The sequence below is a fragment of the Lactobacillus sp. M0390 genome (assembly GCF_016102085.1).
GTDB classification, from domain to species: Bacteria; Bacillota; Bacilli; order Lactobacillales; family Lactobacillaceae; genus Lactobacillus; species Lactobacillus apis.
Window position 1 is genome coordinate 31,296 of sequence record NZ_JACFPH010000004.1, and the last position, 17,071, is coordinate 48,366.

Genomic DNA, 17,071 nt, shown 5'->3' on the forward strand with positions numbered 1-17,071 from the left:
GATGAATAAAACCAATTTAGTTGATAAGTTTGTTACTCAAGTGATTGCTGAAAGTGATTTTACTGAACTTGATCGTATCTATTTATACAATCGGGTCTTAGCATTGGTTGGCGATGCCGCAATGACGGCAGAATCTGAAAGTACCAACTTATTAGATTTAAAAAAAGAATTAGTTGCACTTGCCCAACAAAATGGTAAATGTGCTCGGAATAACTCTGCCCAAGATATTTTGGGAGCAGAACTTATAAGCTTAATTTTGCCTGCACCTAGTATCGTTAATCAACGCTTTTGGCAATCCTATGAAACCTCTCCAACAGCAGCAATTAGTAGTTTTTATCATATGAGTAAAACCAGTGACTATATAAAAACTAGGGCAATTGCAAAAAATATTTATTTCATTGCCAAAAGTAATTATGGCGATTTAGAAGTAACGATTAATTTGTCGAAACCTGAAAAAGACCCCAAAGAAATAGCTGCCGCGAAAGATGCAGTCGCAAGTGATTATCCGAAGTGCCAATTATGCATGGAGAACGAGGGCTATCAAGGACGTCTAAATTATCCTGCTCGTAGCAATCATCGCATCATCCACTTTAGTTTAGGTCAAGAAGAATGGGGCTTTCAATATTCACCTTATGCTTATTTTAATGAGCATTGTATTTTTTTATCTTCTAAGCATGAGAAAATGAAAATAGATGTTCAGACGTTTTCTAATTTACTGACAATTGTTGATAAATTTCCTGGCTATTTTGTTGGAAGCAATGCGGATTTACCAATTGTTGGTGGCTCAATTTTAACCCATGAGCATTATCAAGGTGGGCGCCATCAGTTTCCGATGGGGAAGGCACCACTGATTCATAAGTTTCGCTTTGCAGGTTTTCCTGATGTGGAAGCAGGAATTGTTAAATGGCCGATGTCGGTTATTCGTTTACGTAGTTCGAATAGTGTGCTTTTGGTTGAGCTTGCGGGGAAAATTCTAGCCAAATGGCAAAATTATAGTGATGAGCAAGTAAGTGTTCGAGCTTTTTCAAACAATGCGCAGCATCATACCATTACACCGATTGCGCGCATGCATGATAATGAATATGAACTTGACCTAGTTTTACGAGATAACCAGACTTCAGAAGAATATCCAGATGGTATTTTTCACCCTCATCCCGATGTTCAGCACATTAAAAGGGAGAATATTGGCTTGATTGAAGTTATGGGTTTGGCAATTCTGCCACCACGATTGGTAGGTGAAATGACAGAAGTTAAAAAGTTTTTGCTTAAGCAGCCAAATCAAATTTCCAAAATCCACTTAGAGTGGGCGTCTGCGATAAAAGAAAAACACAACATAACCGCTGAAAATGTTAATCAGGTTTTGCAAGAGGAATTAGGGTTAGTTTTTGAGCGCGTTCTTGAAGATGCAGGAGTGTTTAAGCAAACTGTTGCCGGTAAAGCAGCCTTTATGAGATTTATTGCTGAAGTTGGGTTGGCTTAAGAAATTGTCACATCTTTTGAATTAATTGAAAATACAAAAAACGCTACTTTTTAAAAGTAGCGTTTTTCGTTTTTAAACTTTGTTTTTATTTAAAAGCAAGAGCTCCCATTGGATCCCATGGAAGTAACTCGATTGGGTCCTTAGCACCTTCGTCGAATTCTTTCTTCACGTCATCCGACAAGAATTTCTTGTTAATAACTGCTTGGTAAACAAATGAATCAAACCAAGCATCACTCATAATGAAGTAACCCTTAAAGCCAGGCTTATCACCCCATGAGTTTTCGATCTTCCACTTAGTTGGTTTGCCGTTTACTAGATCAACACCAGTAATAACCATAGCGTGGTCCATCATGCTTTCACCTGAATCAAGCTTTTCAGCTTTTGACATTGATAAATCAACGTCAAATAATTCATCGCGCTTGTAAATATTGGTATCAAGAAGACCAAGTTGTCTTTCAGAATCTTTGCTGACGTTAGAACCAAACCAAACAACTTCTCCTGATTCAAGTTGCTTAATGATTAAGTCTTTCATTTCGTCAATTTCTAAGTTAAGGTGACGAACTTGACGACCGCCAACAACGTTACCAAGGTATTCAACTGAAAATACTTTGTGGTAAGGCTTGTCATCAGTAGGTGAGTTGATAATTGAAACGTGATCTTCTAAGTTCATGCCAACGTACTTGTCAAAGAATGCCTTAGGAGTAAGATCTGCATCACGGTGGTAATTACCGTCATCATCTTTGTATTCGAAATCAAATTTCTTTGGTGGAACGCCAAGAGAAACAGCCAAAACGCGGAAAACATCATTTAGGAATTCATTCTTGCGTTGTTGTACTTCGTCTTCTGATTTACCACTGTTGACTAATTCACGTAATTCCAAACCATCTTTACGTAGTAAAGTGTTTAAAGTGTCGTTTAAAGCACTTGAGTTAGTTGCATTAGCAGTTTCTGGGTAAACAGATTTTGGTACGATACCATACTTTTCAATTAAGCCGCAAAGCATATCCCATTGGCCACCATCTTGTTGAGGCGTAGCGAATAAGAAGCTTACCTTACGGTCGCCAAGTGGTTTATCTGCTGAAGCAATTACATTTTCGAAGAACCAGTTTGATTTTTCAAACTTGTCCCAGAAGTTAGTGTAATTTTGCGATAATTCAAAATCCTTAACCTTGTATTCCTTTTGCAATGGGTGACGCATGGTGTTCAATGCTGAGAACATCCAGCAGCGACCTGATTGCTTTTGATCAGCTGGCTTACCAGTATCAATTTCAACTGAAAATGTAGGGGTAAGGTCAATTTGAGATTGTAAATTTTGACTAGCCTTGAAAATGCCGTTTTGTTGTGCAGCATGGCTAGCAATGTTAATACCAGGGTGCTTTGCTAGGTCATCAGTATAATTGGCAATAGCATCATTTGTAATTTCTTTTGTCATTAATGTTATCCTCCTTAAGTTAATAACTACCATTTTATCCCATCTAGATTAACTAGTCTATTATAGGCTAAATGATTTTATGAATAAATTGTTAATTAATTGCTGCTGAGTGTTAAATTTTGAAAAACAAAAAGAAGCAATTATACTAATTATTTGCTTGGACAGGACGATGATACCAAATTTTATGAAACTCAGGGTGACGCTGGAAATAGTCAATTACTAGTGGATCAAGAGGCCAAATTGGTAATTTGGTATTCTTGGCAAATTCCATTACTAAGGCCATATTATTGTCCAGAACTGCTTCTTTATTTTGGTTTGGAGCAATAAACATGTGGTTAATTACCCAAACTTTTCCGTCAGTTCGCTCAATTTTGTCCATTGACCAGTGGTAGATTAATTGCTCGTTATCATCGTATTCTTTAAAAAATTGGTGTGGATCATAGAAGGTAAACATTACTTTTTCTCCTGTTAAAAAATGGACTGCTTTTTTACGAATTTAATTATAGAACTAGTTTTGCAATGTAAAACTAGAGGAACATATTTCTTTTAGCCAATAATATAAATTAGCGCTACAAATTTTTCCTACTTACAAGTTATAATGTTTATGATACTTTAACTGAAACAAAAAGTCTTTACCAGCCAAAGGAGAAAAAATGAACAGAACACGTGGCTTTGAAATCGTATCTAAATACCAAGATGAAGATATTACGCTACCGAGACGCCAGACAACTGCTAGCGCAGGATATGACATTGAAGCGGCTCAAGACATGGTGATTCCAAGCATTTGGCGGTTAAACTTTGTCCGTATTTTCCGCCTGATTAGAAATGGGCATCAACTCTATGAACCTGATTACGAAATGGCAGATAAAATAATCAAGCCATTTTTAATTCCTACTGGGGTCAAGGTCTATATGCCAGAAGATGAAGTGCTGATTTTGGCTAACCGGTCGTCAAATACTTTTAAAAGAAACTTGAGCTTACCTAACGGGATTGGTGTTATTGATGCAGACTACTATAATAATGATGCTAATGAGGGTGAGATTTTTGTTCAGGTACTTAATTATGGTGTTCGACCAATAAAGATTAAAAAGGGTGAGCGAATTGCTCAAGGAATTTTTATTCATTATTTGAGAACAGATGATGATGAGCCAGTCAGTCGTCAACGCGCTAATGGCTTTGGCTCAACTAACAAGGAGGAGTAAATGGCCAAAATTAAAACGAAATATAAGTGCCACTCCTGTGGCTATATTTCGGCTAGCTACTTAGGAAGATGTCCTAATTGCGGTGCCTGGAATCAGTTTGAAAAAGAAACCGAAACTGTCCAAGCACATTCTGCAAAAGGTAGTCCAAGTAGACTAATTAAAAAAACTGGAATTAATGAACCAGTTAAAATTGAAGCCGTAAAGGCTGAAAAAGAGGAACGAATCCAAACAAGTATGGGTGAACTTAACCGTGTTCTTGGTGGTGGAATAGTTCCTGGCTCGCTTGTGTTAATTGGTGGAGACCCTGGAATTGGTAAGTCTACTTTAATGTTACAAATCATGAGTGAGCTATCCCAAAAGTTCAAAGTCCTATACGTTTCGGGAGAAGAATCGGCTAATCAAATCAAGTTGCGTGCAGATCGTCTAGGACTTGCTGCGAATGATATGTTGCTTTATCCAGAAACAGACATGGAAGACATTCGCCAGCAGATTGACACAATTAAGCCTGATTTTGTCGTAATTGACTCAATTCAAACAATGAATGAACCTAGTCTTGATTCAATGACGGGTTCCGCATCACAGGTTCGTGAAGTAACCAGCGAATTAATGAAAATTGCTAAGATGGATGCAATTACGGTTTTTGTGATCGGTCATGTTACCAAGGAAGGTGCAATTGCTGGACCTAAGATTTTGGAACACATGGTGGATACAGTTCTTTATTTTGAAGGTGATGAACACCATGCATACCGAATTTTGCATTCCGTAAAAAATCGGTTTGGTGCTGCTAACGAAATCGGTATGTTTGAAATGGTCAACAAAGGGTTGCAGGAAGTCACCAATCCATCTGCAATTTTTCTTGATGAGCGATTACCTAACTCAACGGGATCTGCGATTGTCGTCTCGCTTGAAGGAACAAGGCCGATTCTAGCGGAAATCCAAGCATTAGTTACACCGACCGCATTTGGCTATGCCAAAAGAACTACTGCCGGTATTGATTTCAACCGAGCAGGATTATTGTTAGCAGTTTTAGAAAAGCGTGGCAACTTGATGCTACAAAATCAAGATGTTTATCTAACTGCTACCGGTGGTATTCGCTTGAATGAGCCTGCGGTTGATTTGGCGGTAGTGATGGCGATTGCATCAAGCTATAAGAACCAAGAAATTTTACCAACTGATTGCTTCGTGGGTGAGGTTGGTTTAACTGGTGAAGTTAGACGAGTTAACCAAATTGATGCGCGGATTAAAGAAGCAGCTAAAACAGGGTTTAAGCGAATTTTTATTCCTAAGCATAATATGCGCTCAAGCTTGCAAAATATGGGAATAGAAGTAATTCCTGTTTCAAGCATCCCCCAAGCGTTAAAATTGGTTTTGGCTTAAGGAAAGATTGAACTTTTCCGTTATTACGGGTAAACTAAAAATGTTTATATTTACTTTTTGAAAGAGGCATGAATTTTGGCAAAACAAAAAATTCGGGTAAGATATGCCCCAAGTCCAACAGGGCACTTACATATAGGTAATGCGCGAACTGCACTATTCAACTACTTGTTTGCGCGTCATAATAAAGGTACTTTTGTTTTAAGAATTGAAGATACTGACCAAAAACGTAATGTCGAAGGTGGTTCTAAATCACAAATGGAAAACTTACGTTGGTTAGGTATTGACTGGGATGAAGGTCCTGACAAGGGCGGCGATTTTGGCCCATATCGTCAATCTGAACGTAAAGATATCTATAATAAGTACATTCAACAACTGTTAGATGAAGGTAAAGCTTACTATTCATACAAAACAGAAGAAGAGCTTGAAGAACAACGTGAAGAGCAACGGGCAATGGGAATTGCTCCACACTATACTTACGAGTATGAAGGCTTGACTGCCGATGAAATTGCGCAAAAGCAAGAAGAGGCAAAGGCAAAGGGCTTAAAGCCAGTTGTTCGAATTCACATCCCTGAAATGGAAACATATTCTTGGGAAGATATCGTTAAGGGCCACTTAAGCTTTGAGTCTGACACAATTGGTGGCGATTTTGTTATCCAAAAACGTGATGGTATGCCAACTTACAACTTTGCAGTAGTTGTCGACGATCATTTAATGGAAATAACTCACGTTTTACGTGGGGATGACCACGTTTCTAACACACCTAAACAGCTTGCTGTTTATGAGGCATTAGGCTGGGAGCCACCTAAGTTTGGTCACATGACTTTAATTATCAATGCGGAAACTGGTAAGAAGTTATCTAAGCGTGAAGAAGACAAGTCAGTATTGCAGTTTATTGAGCAATACCGTGATTTAGGCTACCTACCAGATGCAATGTTTAACTTCATTACACTTCTTGGTTGGTCACCTGTTGGTGAAAACGAAATCTTTACTCAACGCGAATTGATTAAGCAATTTGATCCTGCTCGTTTATCAAATTCACCTGCGGCTTTTGACAGAAGAAAGTTAGAGTGGATTAACAACCAATACATCAAGAAGGCAGATCGTGATACTTTACTAGACTTAGCACTTAACAATTTACAAGAAGCTGGTTTAGTTGAAAAAGATCCAAACCCTGAAAAGATGGAATGGGTACGTCAATTAGTTAACATTTACTCTGTGCAAATGTCATATACTAAGCAAATTGTTGATTTAGCTAAGATTTTCTTTGACGCACCAAAAGATTTGAGCGATGAAGAAATTGACGAAATCCGCAAGGATGAAGCAAGACCTGTTATTGAAGAATTCAAGAAGCAAATTGATTTAATTCCTCGGTTTACTTCACCACAAATTATGAAGGCGGTTCAGGCAACTCGTCAGGAAACTGGCATTAAGGGTAGACGCCTATTCATGCCAATCAGAATCGCAACTACTAGATCAATGGTTGGCCCTGGAATTGGCGAAGCAATGGAGCTTTTGGGTAAAGAAAAAGTTCATGAGCACCTTGACTTAACCTTGAAACAAATGAGCGAAAACGGCTTATAATTTAATGCAATAAAAGAGCACCTATTTTTGATTGATAGGCGCTCTTTTGTTTTGCCGTTTTCCGATAAATTATTTTTTAAAAGCTAGAAACTACTATTGTTTCTGTTAGAATGGAGATAAAGTTTTAGAAAGGCAAGTTAGCCGTCGTGAAAATATATAATACTCTGACGAAAACTAAAGAAGAATTTCAACCAATTAACCCTGGGCAGATTACGATGTATGTCTGTGGCCCAACGGTTTACAATTACATTCACATCGGTAATGCACGAAGTGCAATCGCTTTTGACACCATTAGACGCTATTTTGAATACCGCGGATATAAAGTTAATTATGTGTCTAACTTTACTGACGTTGACGATAAAATGATTAATGAAGCACGTGCCGAAGGCATTACTGTGCCTGAATTAGCTGATCGCTACATTGAAGCTTATGAAGAGGATACGGCCGCTTTAAATATCGAGCCCGCAACTAAGAATCCCCGTGCAACTAGTGAAATTGCCTCAATTATCAGTTTTATTGAAAAGCTAATTAAAAAAGGTTATGCTTATGAATCTGCTGGTGATGTTTATTATCGAGCAAAGAAATTTGCGCACTATGGTGAATTAAGTAGTAAGAACATTGCTGAATTAGAAGAGGGCGCTTCGGAACACGTTAACGAGGAAGAACAGAATCGTAAAGAAGATCCAATTGATTTTGCCCTTTGGAAAAAGCAAAAACAGCCTGATGAGATTGCTTGGGAGTCTCCTTGGGGCAAGGGACGGCCAGGCTGGCATATCGAATGTTCAGTCATGTCAACCAAATACTTGGGCGATACAATTGACATTCATGGTGGTGGGCAAGATCTTGAATTTCCACATCATGAAAATGAAATTGCTCAGAGTGAAGCCGCTACAGGTAAAAAATTTGTTCATTATTGGATGCATAACGGTTTTGTTACTGTAGGTGCTGATCAAGAAAAAATGTCGAAGTCGTTGCATAATTTTGTAACGGTTCATGAAATTTTGAAGGAAGTTGATCCGCAGGTTCTTCGTTTCTTTATGGCCAGTGTTCAGTATCGGCGCCAGATTAACTATTCAGAAGAAAACCTTAAGCAAGCACAGACTATTTTGCAGCGTTTTAAGAACACGTTGATTAACTTAAATTATCGTTTAAAAGACGACACTTCTAATGTTGAAGACGCTAATTTACGTGAAATTTTGGCTAAAACGGAAGCAGATTTTGTTACCGCAATGGATGATGACTTTAACGTTCAAAACGCGTTAACAGCAATTTATGATTTATTACCAGTGTTAAATGCTAATATTGCGGCTGAAAGTGTCGATAAAGACGCATTAATGAAGGCGCAAGCTCTATTAACAGATTGGTTGGGTATCTTTGGTATTGATACCGCCGAGTTGATTAAGCAAAATGAAACACAAGGTGATGAGGAAATTGTTGCCTTGATTGAGCAGCGTGATGAAGCGAGGAAGAACAAAGACTGGGCTAAAAGTGATCAGTTGCGTGATCAATTAAAAGAAATGGGAGTAATCATTGAAGATACTCCGCAAGGAACAAGGTGGATTCGTGAGTAATAGTAAAAAGTTGGTCGAAAACGAAATTAATCCAGATACATTAAACGGGCAGACATTAGCCTATTTAGGGGATGCTGTTTATGAAGTTGATATTCGGCGGCATTTAGTTAAATGTGGCATTGTTAAGCCACAAGCTTTGCAGTTAAGAGCAACACATTATGTGTCAGCCAAGGCTCAAGCGGCTTTGATTACTAAGATGCAGGAAGATGGCTTATTGAGTGAGGATGAACTAGCAACTTTTCGTCGCGGTCGTAATTCTAAAACTTATAGCAAGGCCAAGAATACTAGTTTAGCGACATACCAATTGTCGACAGGATTTGAAGCAGTTTGGGGCTATTTGGAATTACTTGGTAAAAAAGAGCGGCTTCAAGAATTAACTTCTTGGTGTATTGAAACAGTGGAGAATGGTGGCATTGATGAATATGACTTCAAGTGATAGTGATTTTGTTTTTGGTAGACATGCTGGAATTGATTTTTTAAAAACGCAGGATGCTGGCAGAATCAATAAGGTTTTTTTGCAACAAGGTGTGCAGGAAAGCTTTGCAGATGAAGTGTTCGGTTTAGCAAGGGAAAAAGGAATTGTTGTTCAAACTGTTCCTAAAAATAAGCTTGATCGCCTAGTTCAAGGCGGCAATCATCAGGGACTTGTTCTGACTGTTGCTAGTTTCGAATATGCGGATTTGGATGATTTACTTGATCAATTTGATCAAGAGGAGAAACAACCATTTTTGTTAATGCTTGATTCAATTGAAGATCCGCACAATCTGGGTTCGATTTTGAGAACAGCTGATGCAACTGGGGTCGATGCAATCATTATCCCGAAAAGACACGCAACGGGTTTGACGTCTGTTGTGGCTAAAACCTCAACTGGTGCGATTGATTACGTTCCGGTTGCCCGCGTTAATAACCTTGTACAAACTAGTCAAATGTTGAAAAAACGTGGTTACTGGCTTTTTGGCACAGATATGGACGGAACAGACTATCGTCAGTGGGATAGCAATGGTAAAACTGTTCTTGTAATCGGAAATGAGGGTAAAGGCATTTCACGCTTACTGAAAGAACAAATGGATCAAATGATTACTTTGCCAATGGTTGGCCATGTGCAATCTCTCAATGCAAGTGTTGCAACTGGTGTTTTGCTATATCAAATGCTGGATACTAGAAATCATCATAAATAAAAAAGTTAAATGGGTGCCCATACAAAATGTGCGCTCATTTTTTTTGCAAATTTTGTTCTGACAACCTAAAGTGAATTTTGCTGTTATTAACCGTTACATTTACCTGTTAGTGAAAAATTTAAACATTGGTTCGTTTAAATTAAATTTTGCTTCTCAGTATTCTTTAGTTCAGATATCAACTAAAGGAGAATAGCAATATGGCTAAAATAGAAGTAGCAGGGGAAGAAACAGAGTTAATTATGCAAATCAAAAGTGGGCAGACTGATGCACTACGTAAGCTTTGCTTTTTGTATCGTCCACTAATTGCGAATATTAAGAAAAAATATCATCTTCGCTCTTACGATAATCAGGATTGGGACCAGGATGCGATGATCATTTGTTATTTAGCTGTGAAAGATTTTGATCCAAAAAAGGGTAATTTCGCTAGCTATTACAAAGTTCGGCTGGTAAATCATGCCAATACGCTTCTTAGACGTGAAATGGCATACCGCAGAAAGGCTTGGGCCAAAGCAATTTCTTTTGAAGCAGCAGTTACTAAAGGAATGAATCCTATTCGGCGGCCAGAAACTTTTTTACCAGAAGTGCCGCTAAGCATAAAACTAGCTGAATTAGTCAACAAGCTATCGATTTTAGAAGTTACGGCTTTATTAATTATTCTCGGACTTTGTCAACCAGAACAGATAATTAACGACTGGCAAATTTTGCCAATGACCTTAGTAAGGGCACGCTCGCGTCTGTTGCAAAAAGCACGATTAATTTTATTAGACTCTGTTTAATAGAAAATGATGAGAATTTAGCGTATAATTAATAATTGTAGAATTATTTTATAGGAGGTAGATTAAGATGGCAGAAGATGTTATCAAGACTGCATTGTTAGATCGTCACATGAAAGAGGTTTTTGACTGGAGTGATTCAGACATGCCAGTTAGGGATGCTCTTTGGGACTATTTCATGGAAAAGAATGGTAGAGATACCATGAAGACGGAAGAAGATATGCTTCCGTTCCTTGATTATTCTGACGATAAAATCGAATCCTTCGTAAATGAAAATCTTAAGAAGTAAATCCGACTATTACAATGTTCTACGCCCGGTGGTTACGCTTTTGTTTGACCACCAAAAACAGCTGCTTAATAAGTAGCTGCTTTTTATTTAAAGAGAAAAATTGACTTGAATTTTAGGGCAATTATTAAATGAATTGCTTATACCTGTATTTTTTGCTAAAATACAATAGTTTGGAAGTGAGATTATGGCAGTGAAAAAAGCATCATTAGCTTGCAGCGTATGCGGCTCGCGTAACTACTCAATCACCGCAGGCAAGAATCGCACGAAGCGGCTTGAATTGAATAAATTTTGTAAACATTGTGGCAAAATGACATTACACAAGGAAACGAGGTAAATTGAATGATTAAGTTTTTTAAGAGCGTAGCACACGAAATGCACTTGGTAACATGGCCAACAGCTAAACAAAATCGTCATGATACTGGAACAGTCATTACTACTTCAGTTTTATTCGCCTTGTTTCTAGGAGTGTTAGACTACTTGTTCAGCGTTTTAACACAAATGTTCATGTAAATAGAAATGAAATTCTATTCGTGATATAATAAATAAAGTTAAAGAAAAAACCTCTGAGTGGAGGTTTTTTTGTTTGCCAAAATAAAAGGAGAAATTTGTAATGATTGAAACAACAAAGAAGCAATGGTACGTGCTTCATACTTATTCAGGATACGAAGATAAGGTTAGATCTGACTTATTATCACGTGCACAAAGCATGGGGATGCAAGATTATATCTTTCGGGTAATGGTTCCTGAACAAGAAAAAATCGAGAAGGTCAACGACAAGAAAAAAGAAGTTGAAGAAAAAATCTTCCCTGGTTACGTATTAGTTGAAATGGTCATGACTGACGAAAGTTGGTTTGTTGTTCGAAATACACCTAACGTAACTGGATTTGTTGGTTCACACGGTGGTGGTTCTAAGCCATCTCCACTTCTTGAAGAAGAAGTTAATCGTCTGTTGCGTCAACAAGGGGAACCTGCAAAACGTCCTCAAGTTGATTACGAAGTTGGAGAAACTGTCACTATTATTGATGGTGCATTTAACGGTGTTGAAGGCAAGATTACTGAAATTCAACCTGATAAATACAAGCTATTTGTTTCAGTTGATATGTTTGGTCGTGCAACTACAACCGAGCTTGACTACGATCAAGTAGAAAAAATCAGCTAAACTTTTACGAGAGATTGCAAATTTAAAAAAACGATGGTACCATATTAAAGTACTTTTATTATTGTGGGAGGAAAAGTAGGTAACTTTTCCATTTTAACCACGCACGGAATCAAGGAGGTTTTGACCGTGGCAAAAAAAGTTATTAACGTTGTCAAATTACAAATACCAGCTGGTGCTGCAACACCCGCTCCTCCAGTTGGTCCTGCTTTAGGTCAAGCAGGAATTAACATTGTAGGTTTTACTAAGGACTTCAATGCTAGAACTGCTGACCAAAAAGGCATGATTATTCCTGTAGTCATCACAGTTTATGAAGACCGTTCATTCGAATTCATAACTAAGACTCCACCAGCTCCAGTTCTTTTGAAGCAAGCTGCTAAGATCGACAAGGCATCCGGTGAACCTAACACCAAGAAAGTTGGTAAGGTAACTAAGGATCAAGTTAAGGAAATTGCTGAAACAAAGATGAAGGACCTTAACGCTGCAGATGTTGAAGCTGCTATGCGAATGATCGAAGGTACTGCTAGAAGCATGGGTATCGAAGTCGAAGACTAATCCTGTTATTTATAACAATTTAGGTGGGAGAGCTTGAGGCTCGTTTGACCACATATTAAGGAGGAAATCACATGCCAAAGCATGGTAAAAAATATTTAGAAGCTGCTAAAAAAGTAGATTCAAAGAAATTATATTCAGTTGCTGAAGCAATTAAGTTAGTTAAAGAAACTTCATATGCTGGTTTCGATGCATCAGTTGAAGTTTCATACAACTTAGGCGTTGACCCTAAACAAGCTGACCAACAAATTCGTGGTTCACTTGTTTTGCCAAACGGTACTGGTAAGACCCAAAAGGTTATTGTCTTTGCTGAAGGTGCTCAAGCTGAACAAGCTAAGGCTGCAGGTGCTGACGAAGTTGGTTCTGACGACTTAGTAGAAAAAGTTCAAAACGGTTACTTAGACTTTGACGTTGTTGTTGCAACACCAACAATGATGGCTAAAGTTGGTCGTTTGGGTCGTGTACTTGGACCTAAAGGTTTAATGCCAAACCCTAAGACCGGTACTGTAACAATGGATATCGAAAAAGCCGTTAAGAACGTTAAGGCTGGTCAAGTTGAATACCGTGTTGACCGTCAAGCAGCTATTCATACTGCTATCGGTAAGGTATCATTTACTGATGAACAATTAGTTGAGAACTTTGATGCTCTCCGTGACGTTATTTTACGTGCACGTCCATCAGCTGCTAAGGGCCAATACATCAAGAGCGTTGCAGTTGCTGCAACCTTTGGTCCTGGGATCAAGCTTGATCCATTAAACTTGGATTAATTCAAAGAAAATAAGGAAGCAACTCTGCCACATGAGCGAGTTGCTTTTTTTATCGACTTTTTAACCTTTAATATTTATCAATTGCAAGATATTTGATAAACTAAGCTTAATCCTATTGTCAAATTGAGGAAAGTATAATGCGTAAAGAGAATGTGGGCAAATTGCTGGCAGTCCTTTTGATTGTGCCACTTTTTTTAGTGGGTTGCAGTCAAAGTAAGGAAAAGATCACGATTGTTGGATCCAGTGCTTTGCAGCCATTAATTGAGCAAGCTGGTAATGATTACCATTTGGCTCATCTTGATAGTAATATTGTTGTTCAAGGTGGTGGTTCTGGAACAGGACTTAGCCAGGTTCAAGCAGGTGCGGTGCAAGTAGGAACATCCGATGTTTTTGCTGAAACCCAAAAAGGAATTGATGAAAAGAAGCTGCAGGACTATCCTGTTGCGGTTGTTGGAATTGTCCCAATTGCCAATAAAGGTGTCGGTGTTAAGAACTTATCCAAGAAGCAACTAGCTGCCATTTTTACGGGAAAAATAACTAATTGGCGTCAAGTTGGTGGTAAAAACTTGCCAATCATTGTGATTAACCGTTCTCGTGGTAGTGGTACAAGAACAACCTTTGAAGATCTGATTTTAAATGGGAAAGATGCTGTCAATTCGCAGGAACAGGATTCTAACGGAACGGTTAAAAAGATTGTTAATTCTACACCAGGAACAATTTCATATATTTCATTTCCGTATGCAAATGATGAGAACATTCAGAAAATCAGTATAGATCATGTTCAACCAATCAATAAGAACATACCAACTAATAAGTGGTCACTTTGGTCATATGAACATATGTACACTAAAGGTAAGCCTAACAAGGCAACTGCTAAGTTTATTAACTATGTCTTAAGTAAAAAGGTACAAAGAGATTTAGTACCTAAAATTGGCTATCTAAGTATTCATGAAATGAAAGTTTCGCGCGATAGTGAAAATAAAGTTACGAAAATAGGTAATTAGTATGTCAAAAAAAGAACAAGACTTGCAGGAAGTTGTTGAACAAGCAATTGCTCAACAAAAAGTTCCTCACGTCAAAATTAAGGGGATTGATCCGCATAGTATTGATATTGCGCGGTTAACTAAACCTTCTAAGGAAACCAGACAAGAACGCTGGGGCAAAGGTTTAACTGCTTTAGCAATTTTACTAATCGGTATTTTGATTGTCTCCATTATTGGTTTTGTTGGTAGTCATGGTTTAGCAACCTTTTTTACTGATAAAGTTAACATCTTTCATTTTCTGTTCTCAACTGATTGGAATCCAAGTGCTGGTCCTAATCACGTTGGTGCTGCGGCAATGATTGTTACTTCTTTTGCAGTTACGTTGCTTGCAGCCCTTATTGCTACTCCATTTGCAATCGCAGTAGCACTCTTTATGACTGAATACGAATCAGGCAAGAAAGCAAACCTTCTGCAATCAGTTATGGAACTACTTGTTGGTATTCCATCAGTTGTATATGGGTTCTTGGGTTTAACTGTTGTTGTTCCCGCTGTTAGAACTGTCTTTGGTGGAACAGGTTTTGGTATTTTGACGGCCACCTTAATTCTTTTTGTTATGGTGTTACCAACAATCACTTCTTTAACAGTTGACGCCTTTAAGGCAGTTCCAAAGGAGCTACGTAAATCTTCTGCTGCGCTAGGAGCAACGCAATGGCAAACTATTTACCATGTCGTTCTAAGAGCTGCTCGAGCACGTATTATGACAGCGATTATTTTCGGAATGGCGCGTGCCTTTGGTGAAGCCTTAGCTGTTCAGATGGCGATTGGTAATGCAGTCTTAATGCCTTACAACTTGGTTAGTCCAGCAGCAACCTTAACTAGTCAATTAACTAGTCAAATGGGTAATACAGTTATGGGCACATTGCCTAACAATGCATTATGGAGTTTGGCATTACTACTATTAATAATGTCATTAGTGTTCAACTTCTTAGTACACTTAATCGGAAAGAAGAGTTAGTAGCAAAATGAATTCAAAGAGAAATGATCGTATCGCTACTGGCGTAATCTATTTGCTAGTTGGCATCGTAATCCTACTTTTGGTTGGTATTATTGGAAACATCTTGATTTCCGGTGTACCACACTTATCATGGCACTTTTTAACCTCTGCTTCTTCTTCATTTGAAGCTGGCGGTGGAATAAGAGATCAATTGTTTAATTCACTCTATTTGTTGATTTTAACTTTATTGATCTCACTACCAATTGCTTTGGGTGCAGCAATCTACTTAGCTGAATATGCAAAGGACAATTGGGTAACCCAATTAATTAGAACTACGATAGAAATTCTTAGTTCACTTCCTTCAATCGTTGTTGGGCTTTTCGGCTATTTACTGTTTGTTGTTCAATTTGGTCTCGGCTTTTCAATTATTGCCGGTGCGTTAGCGCTAACCTTTTTTAATTTGCCAATTTTGACTAGTAACATTGAAGAAGCAATTAAAGGTGTGCCACAAACCCAGCGTGAAGCCGGTTGGGCACTTGGCTTATCTAACTGGAAAACAATCCGCGGCATTGTTTTGCCTGCGGCACTTCCAGGCATTATCACGGGTATCATCCTAAGTGCTGGACGCGTTTTCGGTGAGGCAGCTGCTTTAATTTATACTGCAGGACAAAGTGGTTCAACTGTTGATTATTCTAATTGGAATATGTTCAGTCCAACCAGCTTTTTAAACGTGATGCGTCCGGCTGAGACTTTGGCTGTCCATATCTGGAAAGTTAATACTGAAGGAATCATTCCCGATGTTACAGTCGTTTCAGCTGCTACTTCTGCCTTATTGGTTATTGTAGTCATTATCTTTAATTTTGGCGCTCGTGCGTTGGGTAATTGGTTATACAATCGCTTGACCGCCGCTAAAATTAAATAAGGAAAATTCTATGGAAAATTGGCAAACTCAAAAGACTTACATTAAGACTTTTAAAGATGAAGATTGTGCTATTTACACTGAGGACTTAAGTGTTTTTTATGGCGGTACAATTCAAAAATTATTTGATGTAAGTTTAGGATTTAAGAAAAACACGATTACAGCACTAATTGGTGCTTCAGGTTCAGGGAAATCAACTTTTTTACGATCGTTAAACCGCATGAATGATCGTGTAGCGCGTGTAGATGGCAAGATTATGTTTCATGATCTTGATGTAAATCAACAGAAAATCAATGTTTATGAATTGCGCAAAGCGATTGGGATGGTCTTTCAAAAGCCTAACCCGTTCCCTAAGTCAATTAGAGAAAATATAACTTATGCGCTAAAGGCTAATGGTCAACAGGACAAACAAAAGCTTGATCAAATTGTTGAGGAAAGTTTGCGAGCTGCTGCATTGTGGGATGAAGTTAAAGATAAACTTGATAAAAGTGCCTTAGCTCTTTCTGGTGGGCAGCAGCAGCGTTTGTGTATTGCAAGAGCAATCGCACTGAAACCTGAAATTTTGCTCTTAGATGAGCCAGCAAGTGCTCTAGATCCAGTTTCAACTGCTAAGTTGGAAGATACTTTAAAGCAATTGCGTAAGAAGTACACTATGGTAATGGTTACGCACAATATGCAGCAAGCATCCAGAATCAGTGAGTACACTGCTTTCTTTCATTTAGGACATGCACTTGAATATGATACGACTACAAATATTTTCACTAATCCACAAGGTGAGATTACTGAAAAGTACATTCAAGGTAGTTTTGGCTAAAGG

20 protein-coding genes are annotated in these 17,071 nt (G+C 38.2%); 18 read left to right on the plus strand and 2 right to left on the minus strand.

Features of this window, described 5'->3' with window-relative positions; genetic code table 11:
- Position 1: 1 nt before the first annotated feature.
- Positions 2 to 1,480 (plus strand): UDP-glucose--hexose-1-phosphate uridylyltransferase, encoded by a 1,479-nt coding sequence (gene galT, locus H3R25_RS07550; RefSeq protein WP_198194838.1) that lies wholly within the window; start codon positions 2 to 4, stop codon positions 1,478 to 1,480.
- Between the two features lie 85 nt (positions 1,481 to 1,565).
- Here galT and pepC read toward each other — a convergent pair whose 3' ends face one another.
- Positions 1,566 to 2,912 carry an aminopeptidase C gene (gene pepC, locus H3R25_RS07555; RefSeq protein WP_046307458.1) on the minus strand — a complete coding sequence of 449 codons (1,347 nt, stop codon included), beginning with the start codon at positions 2,910 to 2,912 and terminating at the stop codon, positions 1,566 to 1,568.
- A gap of 145 nt (positions 2,913 to 3,057) precedes the next feature.
- Positions 3,058 to 3,366, minus strand: a complete 309-nt coding sequence (locus H3R25_RS07560) for a hypothetical protein (protein WP_198194840.1) — start codon at positions 3,364 to 3,366, stop codon at positions 3,058 to 3,060.
- 199 nt (positions 3,367 to 3,565) lie between these two features.
- Here H3R25_RS07560 and H3R25_RS07565 point away from each other — a divergent pair, with 199 nt between their 5' ends.
- The 17 genes from H3R25_RS07565 to pstB all read left to right on the plus strand — a co-directional run bounded on the left by H3R25_RS07565 (position 3,566) and on the right by pstB (position 17,068).
- Positions 3,566 to 4,114 carry a dUTP diphosphatase gene (locus H3R25_RS07565; protein ID WP_122035698.1) on the plus strand — a complete coding sequence of 183 codons (549 nt, stop codon included), beginning with the start codon at positions 3,566 to 3,568 and terminating at the stop codon, positions 4,112 to 4,114.
- A complete protein-coding gene (radA, locus tag H3R25_RS07570; protein WP_046307452.1) occupies positions 4,115 to 5,491 on the plus strand; it encodes a DNA repair protein RadA in 1,377 nt (458 codons plus the stop codon).
- A 75-nt stretch (positions 5,492 to 5,566) separates the two neighbouring features.
- A complete protein-coding gene (gltX, locus tag H3R25_RS07575) occupies positions 5,567 to 7,072 on the plus strand; it encodes a glutamate--tRNA ligase (RefSeq protein WP_074426298.1) in 1,506 nt (501 codons plus the stop codon).
- Between the two features lie 146 nt (positions 7,073 to 7,218).
- Positions 7,219 to 8,643 carry a cysteine--tRNA ligase gene (gene cysS / locus H3R25_RS07580; protein ID WP_198194842.1) on the plus strand — a complete coding sequence of 475 codons (1,425 nt, stop codon included), beginning with the start codon at positions 7,219 to 7,221 and terminating at the stop codon, positions 8,641 to 8,643.
- Positions 8,636 to 9,079 (plus strand): Mini-ribonuclease 3, encoded by a 444-nt coding sequence (locus H3R25_RS07585; protein WP_122035694.1) that lies wholly within the window; start codon positions 8,636 to 8,638, stop codon positions 9,077 to 9,079. Before cysS ends, H3R25_RS07585 begins: the two co-directional genes overlap by 8 nt.
- Positions 9,066 to 9,821: a 23S rRNA (guanosine(2251)-2'-O)-methyltransferase RlmB gene (gene rlmB, locus H3R25_RS07590; protein WP_109716047.1), complete on the plus strand. Its 756-nt coding sequence runs from the start codon at positions 9,066 to 9,068 to the stop codon at positions 9,819 to 9,821. The genes H3R25_RS07585 and rlmB overlap by 14 nt, the downstream gene beginning before the upstream one ends.
- 197 nt (positions 9,822 to 10,018) lie before the next feature.
- On the plus strand, positions 10,019 to 10,597 hold the full coding sequence (locus H3R25_RS07595; RefSeq protein ID WP_198194844.1) for a sigma factor: 579 nt from the start codon (positions 10,019 to 10,021) through the stop codon (positions 10,595 to 10,597).
- A 67-nt stretch (positions 10,598 to 10,664) separates the two neighbouring features.
- Complete coding sequence (locus tag H3R25_RS07600; RefSeq protein ID WP_046307443.1) at positions 10,665 to 10,883, plus strand: hypothetical protein; 219 nt, start codon at positions 10,665 to 10,667, stop codon at positions 10,881 to 10,883.
- 184 nt (positions 10,884 to 11,067) lie between these two features.
- Complete coding sequence (gene rpmG, locus H3R25_RS07605; protein WP_074426294.1) at positions 11,068 to 11,217, plus strand: 50S ribosomal protein L33; 150 nt, start codon at positions 11,068 to 11,070, stop codon at positions 11,215 to 11,217.
- Positions 11,218 to 11,222: 5 nt separating this feature from the next.
- Positions 11,223 to 11,393 (plus strand): preprotein translocase subunit SecE, encoded by a 171-nt coding sequence (gene secE, locus H3R25_RS07610; RefSeq protein WP_046307442.1) that lies wholly within the window; start codon positions 11,223 to 11,225, stop codon positions 11,391 to 11,393.
- 100 nt (positions 11,394 to 11,493) lie between these two features.
- Positions 11,494 to 12,042 (plus strand): transcription termination/antitermination protein NusG, encoded by a 549-nt coding sequence (gene nusG / locus H3R25_RS07615; protein ID WP_198194846.1) that lies wholly within the window; start codon positions 11,494 to 11,496, stop codon positions 12,040 to 12,042.
- Between the two features lie 126 nt (positions 12,043 to 12,168).
- On the plus strand, positions 12,169 to 12,594 hold the full coding sequence (rplK, locus tag H3R25_RS07620) for a 50S ribosomal protein L11 (RefSeq protein WP_046307440.1): 426 nt from the start codon (positions 12,169 to 12,171) through the stop codon (positions 12,592 to 12,594).
- Between the two features lie 71 nt (positions 12,595 to 12,665).
- The gene (gene rplA, locus H3R25_RS07625) at positions 12,666 to 13,358 is read left to right on the plus strand and encodes a 50S ribosomal protein L1 (protein WP_122035690.1); all 693 of its coding nucleotides are present in this window, start codon (positions 12,666 to 12,668) and stop codon (positions 13,356 to 13,358) included.
- Between the two features lie 137 nt (positions 13,359 to 13,495).
- Positions 13,496 to 14,362 (plus strand): phosphate ABC transporter substrate-binding protein, encoded by an 867-nt coding sequence (locus H3R25_RS07630; protein ID WP_187158654.1) that lies wholly within the window; start codon positions 13,496 to 13,498, stop codon positions 14,360 to 14,362.
- A gap of 1 nt (position 14,363) precedes the next feature.
- Positions 14,364 to 15,356: a phosphate ABC transporter permease subunit PstC gene (gene pstC, locus H3R25_RS07635; RefSeq protein WP_074426292.1), complete on the plus strand. Its 993-nt coding sequence runs from the start codon at positions 14,364 to 14,366 to the stop codon at positions 15,354 to 15,356.
- Positions 15,357 to 15,363: 7 nt separating this feature from the next.
- Positions 15,364 to 16,257 (plus strand): phosphate ABC transporter permease PstA, encoded by an 894-nt coding sequence (gene pstA / locus H3R25_RS07640; RefSeq protein ID WP_046307436.1) that lies wholly within the window; start codon positions 15,364 to 15,366, stop codon positions 16,255 to 16,257.
- A 10-nt stretch (positions 16,258 to 16,267) separates the two neighbouring features.
- Positions 16,268 to 17,068 (plus strand): phosphate ABC transporter ATP-binding protein PstB, encoded by an 801-nt coding sequence (gene pstB, locus H3R25_RS07645; protein ID WP_074426291.1) that lies wholly within the window; start codon positions 16,268 to 16,270, stop codon positions 17,066 to 17,068.
- The last annotated feature ends 3 nt before the right edge of the window (positions 17,069 to 17,071 follow it).

Excerpts from the sequence above, each read along its gene's own strand:
- H3R25_RS07560 (WP_198194840.1), bottom strand. The coding sequence starts at position 3,366 with ATGTTTACCTTCTATGATCCACACCAATTTTTTAAAGAATACGATGAT.
- H3R25_RS07630 (WP_187158654.1), top strand. The coding sequence starts at position 13,496 with ATGCGTAAAGAGAATGTGGGCAAATTGCTGGCAGTCCTTTTGATTGTG.
- pstA (WP_046307436.1), top strand. The coding sequence starts at position 15,364 with ATGAATTCAAAGAGAAATGATCGTATCGCTACTGGCGTAATCTATTTG.
- pstB (WP_074426291.1), top strand. The coding sequence starts at position 16,268 with ATGGAAAATTGGCAAACTCAAAAGACTTACATTAAGACTTTTAAAGAT.
- rlmB (WP_109716047.1), top strand. The coding sequence starts at position 9,066 with ATGACTTCAAGTGATAGTGATTTTGTTTTTGGTAGACATGCTGGAATT.
- secE (WP_046307442.1), top strand. The coding sequence starts at position 11,223 with ATGATTAAGTTTTTTAAGAGCGTAGCACACGAAATGCACTTGGTAACA.
- nusG (WP_198194846.1), top strand. The coding sequence starts at position 11,494 with ATGATTGAAACAACAAAGAAGCAATGGTACGTGCTTCATACTTATTCA.
- pstC (WP_074426292.1), top strand. The coding sequence starts at position 14,364 with ATGTCAAAAAAAGAACAAGACTTGCAGGAAGTTGTTGAACAAGCAATT.
- rplA (WP_122035690.1), top strand. The coding sequence starts at position 12,666 with ATGCCAAAGCATGGTAAAAAATATTTAGAAGCTGCTAAAAAAGTAGAT.
- H3R25_RS07565 (WP_122035698.1), top strand. The coding sequence starts at position 3,566 with ATGAACAGAACACGTGGCTTTGAAATCGTATCTAAATACCAAGATGAA.
- galT (WP_198194838.1), top strand. The coding sequence starts at position 2 with ATGAATAAAACCAATTTAGTTGATAAGTTTGTTACTCAAGTGATTGCT.
- H3R25_RS07595 (WP_198194844.1), top strand. The coding sequence starts at position 10,019 with ATGGCTAAAATAGAAGTAGCAGGGGAAGAAACAGAGTTAATTATGCAA.
- H3R25_RS07600 (WP_046307443.1), top strand. The coding sequence starts at position 10,665 with ATGGCAGAAGATGTTATCAAGACTGCATTGTTAGATCGTCACATGAAA.
- radA (WP_046307452.1), top strand. The coding sequence starts at position 4,115 with ATGGCCAAAATTAAAACGAAATATAAGTGCCACTCCTGTGGCTATATT.
- rpmG (WP_074426294.1), top strand. The coding sequence starts at position 11,068 with ATGGCAGTGAAAAAAGCATCATTAGCTTGCAGCGTATGCGGCTCGCGT.
- pepC (WP_046307458.1), bottom strand. The coding sequence starts at position 2,912 with ATGACAAAAGAAATTACAAATGATGCTATTGCCAATTATACTGATGAC.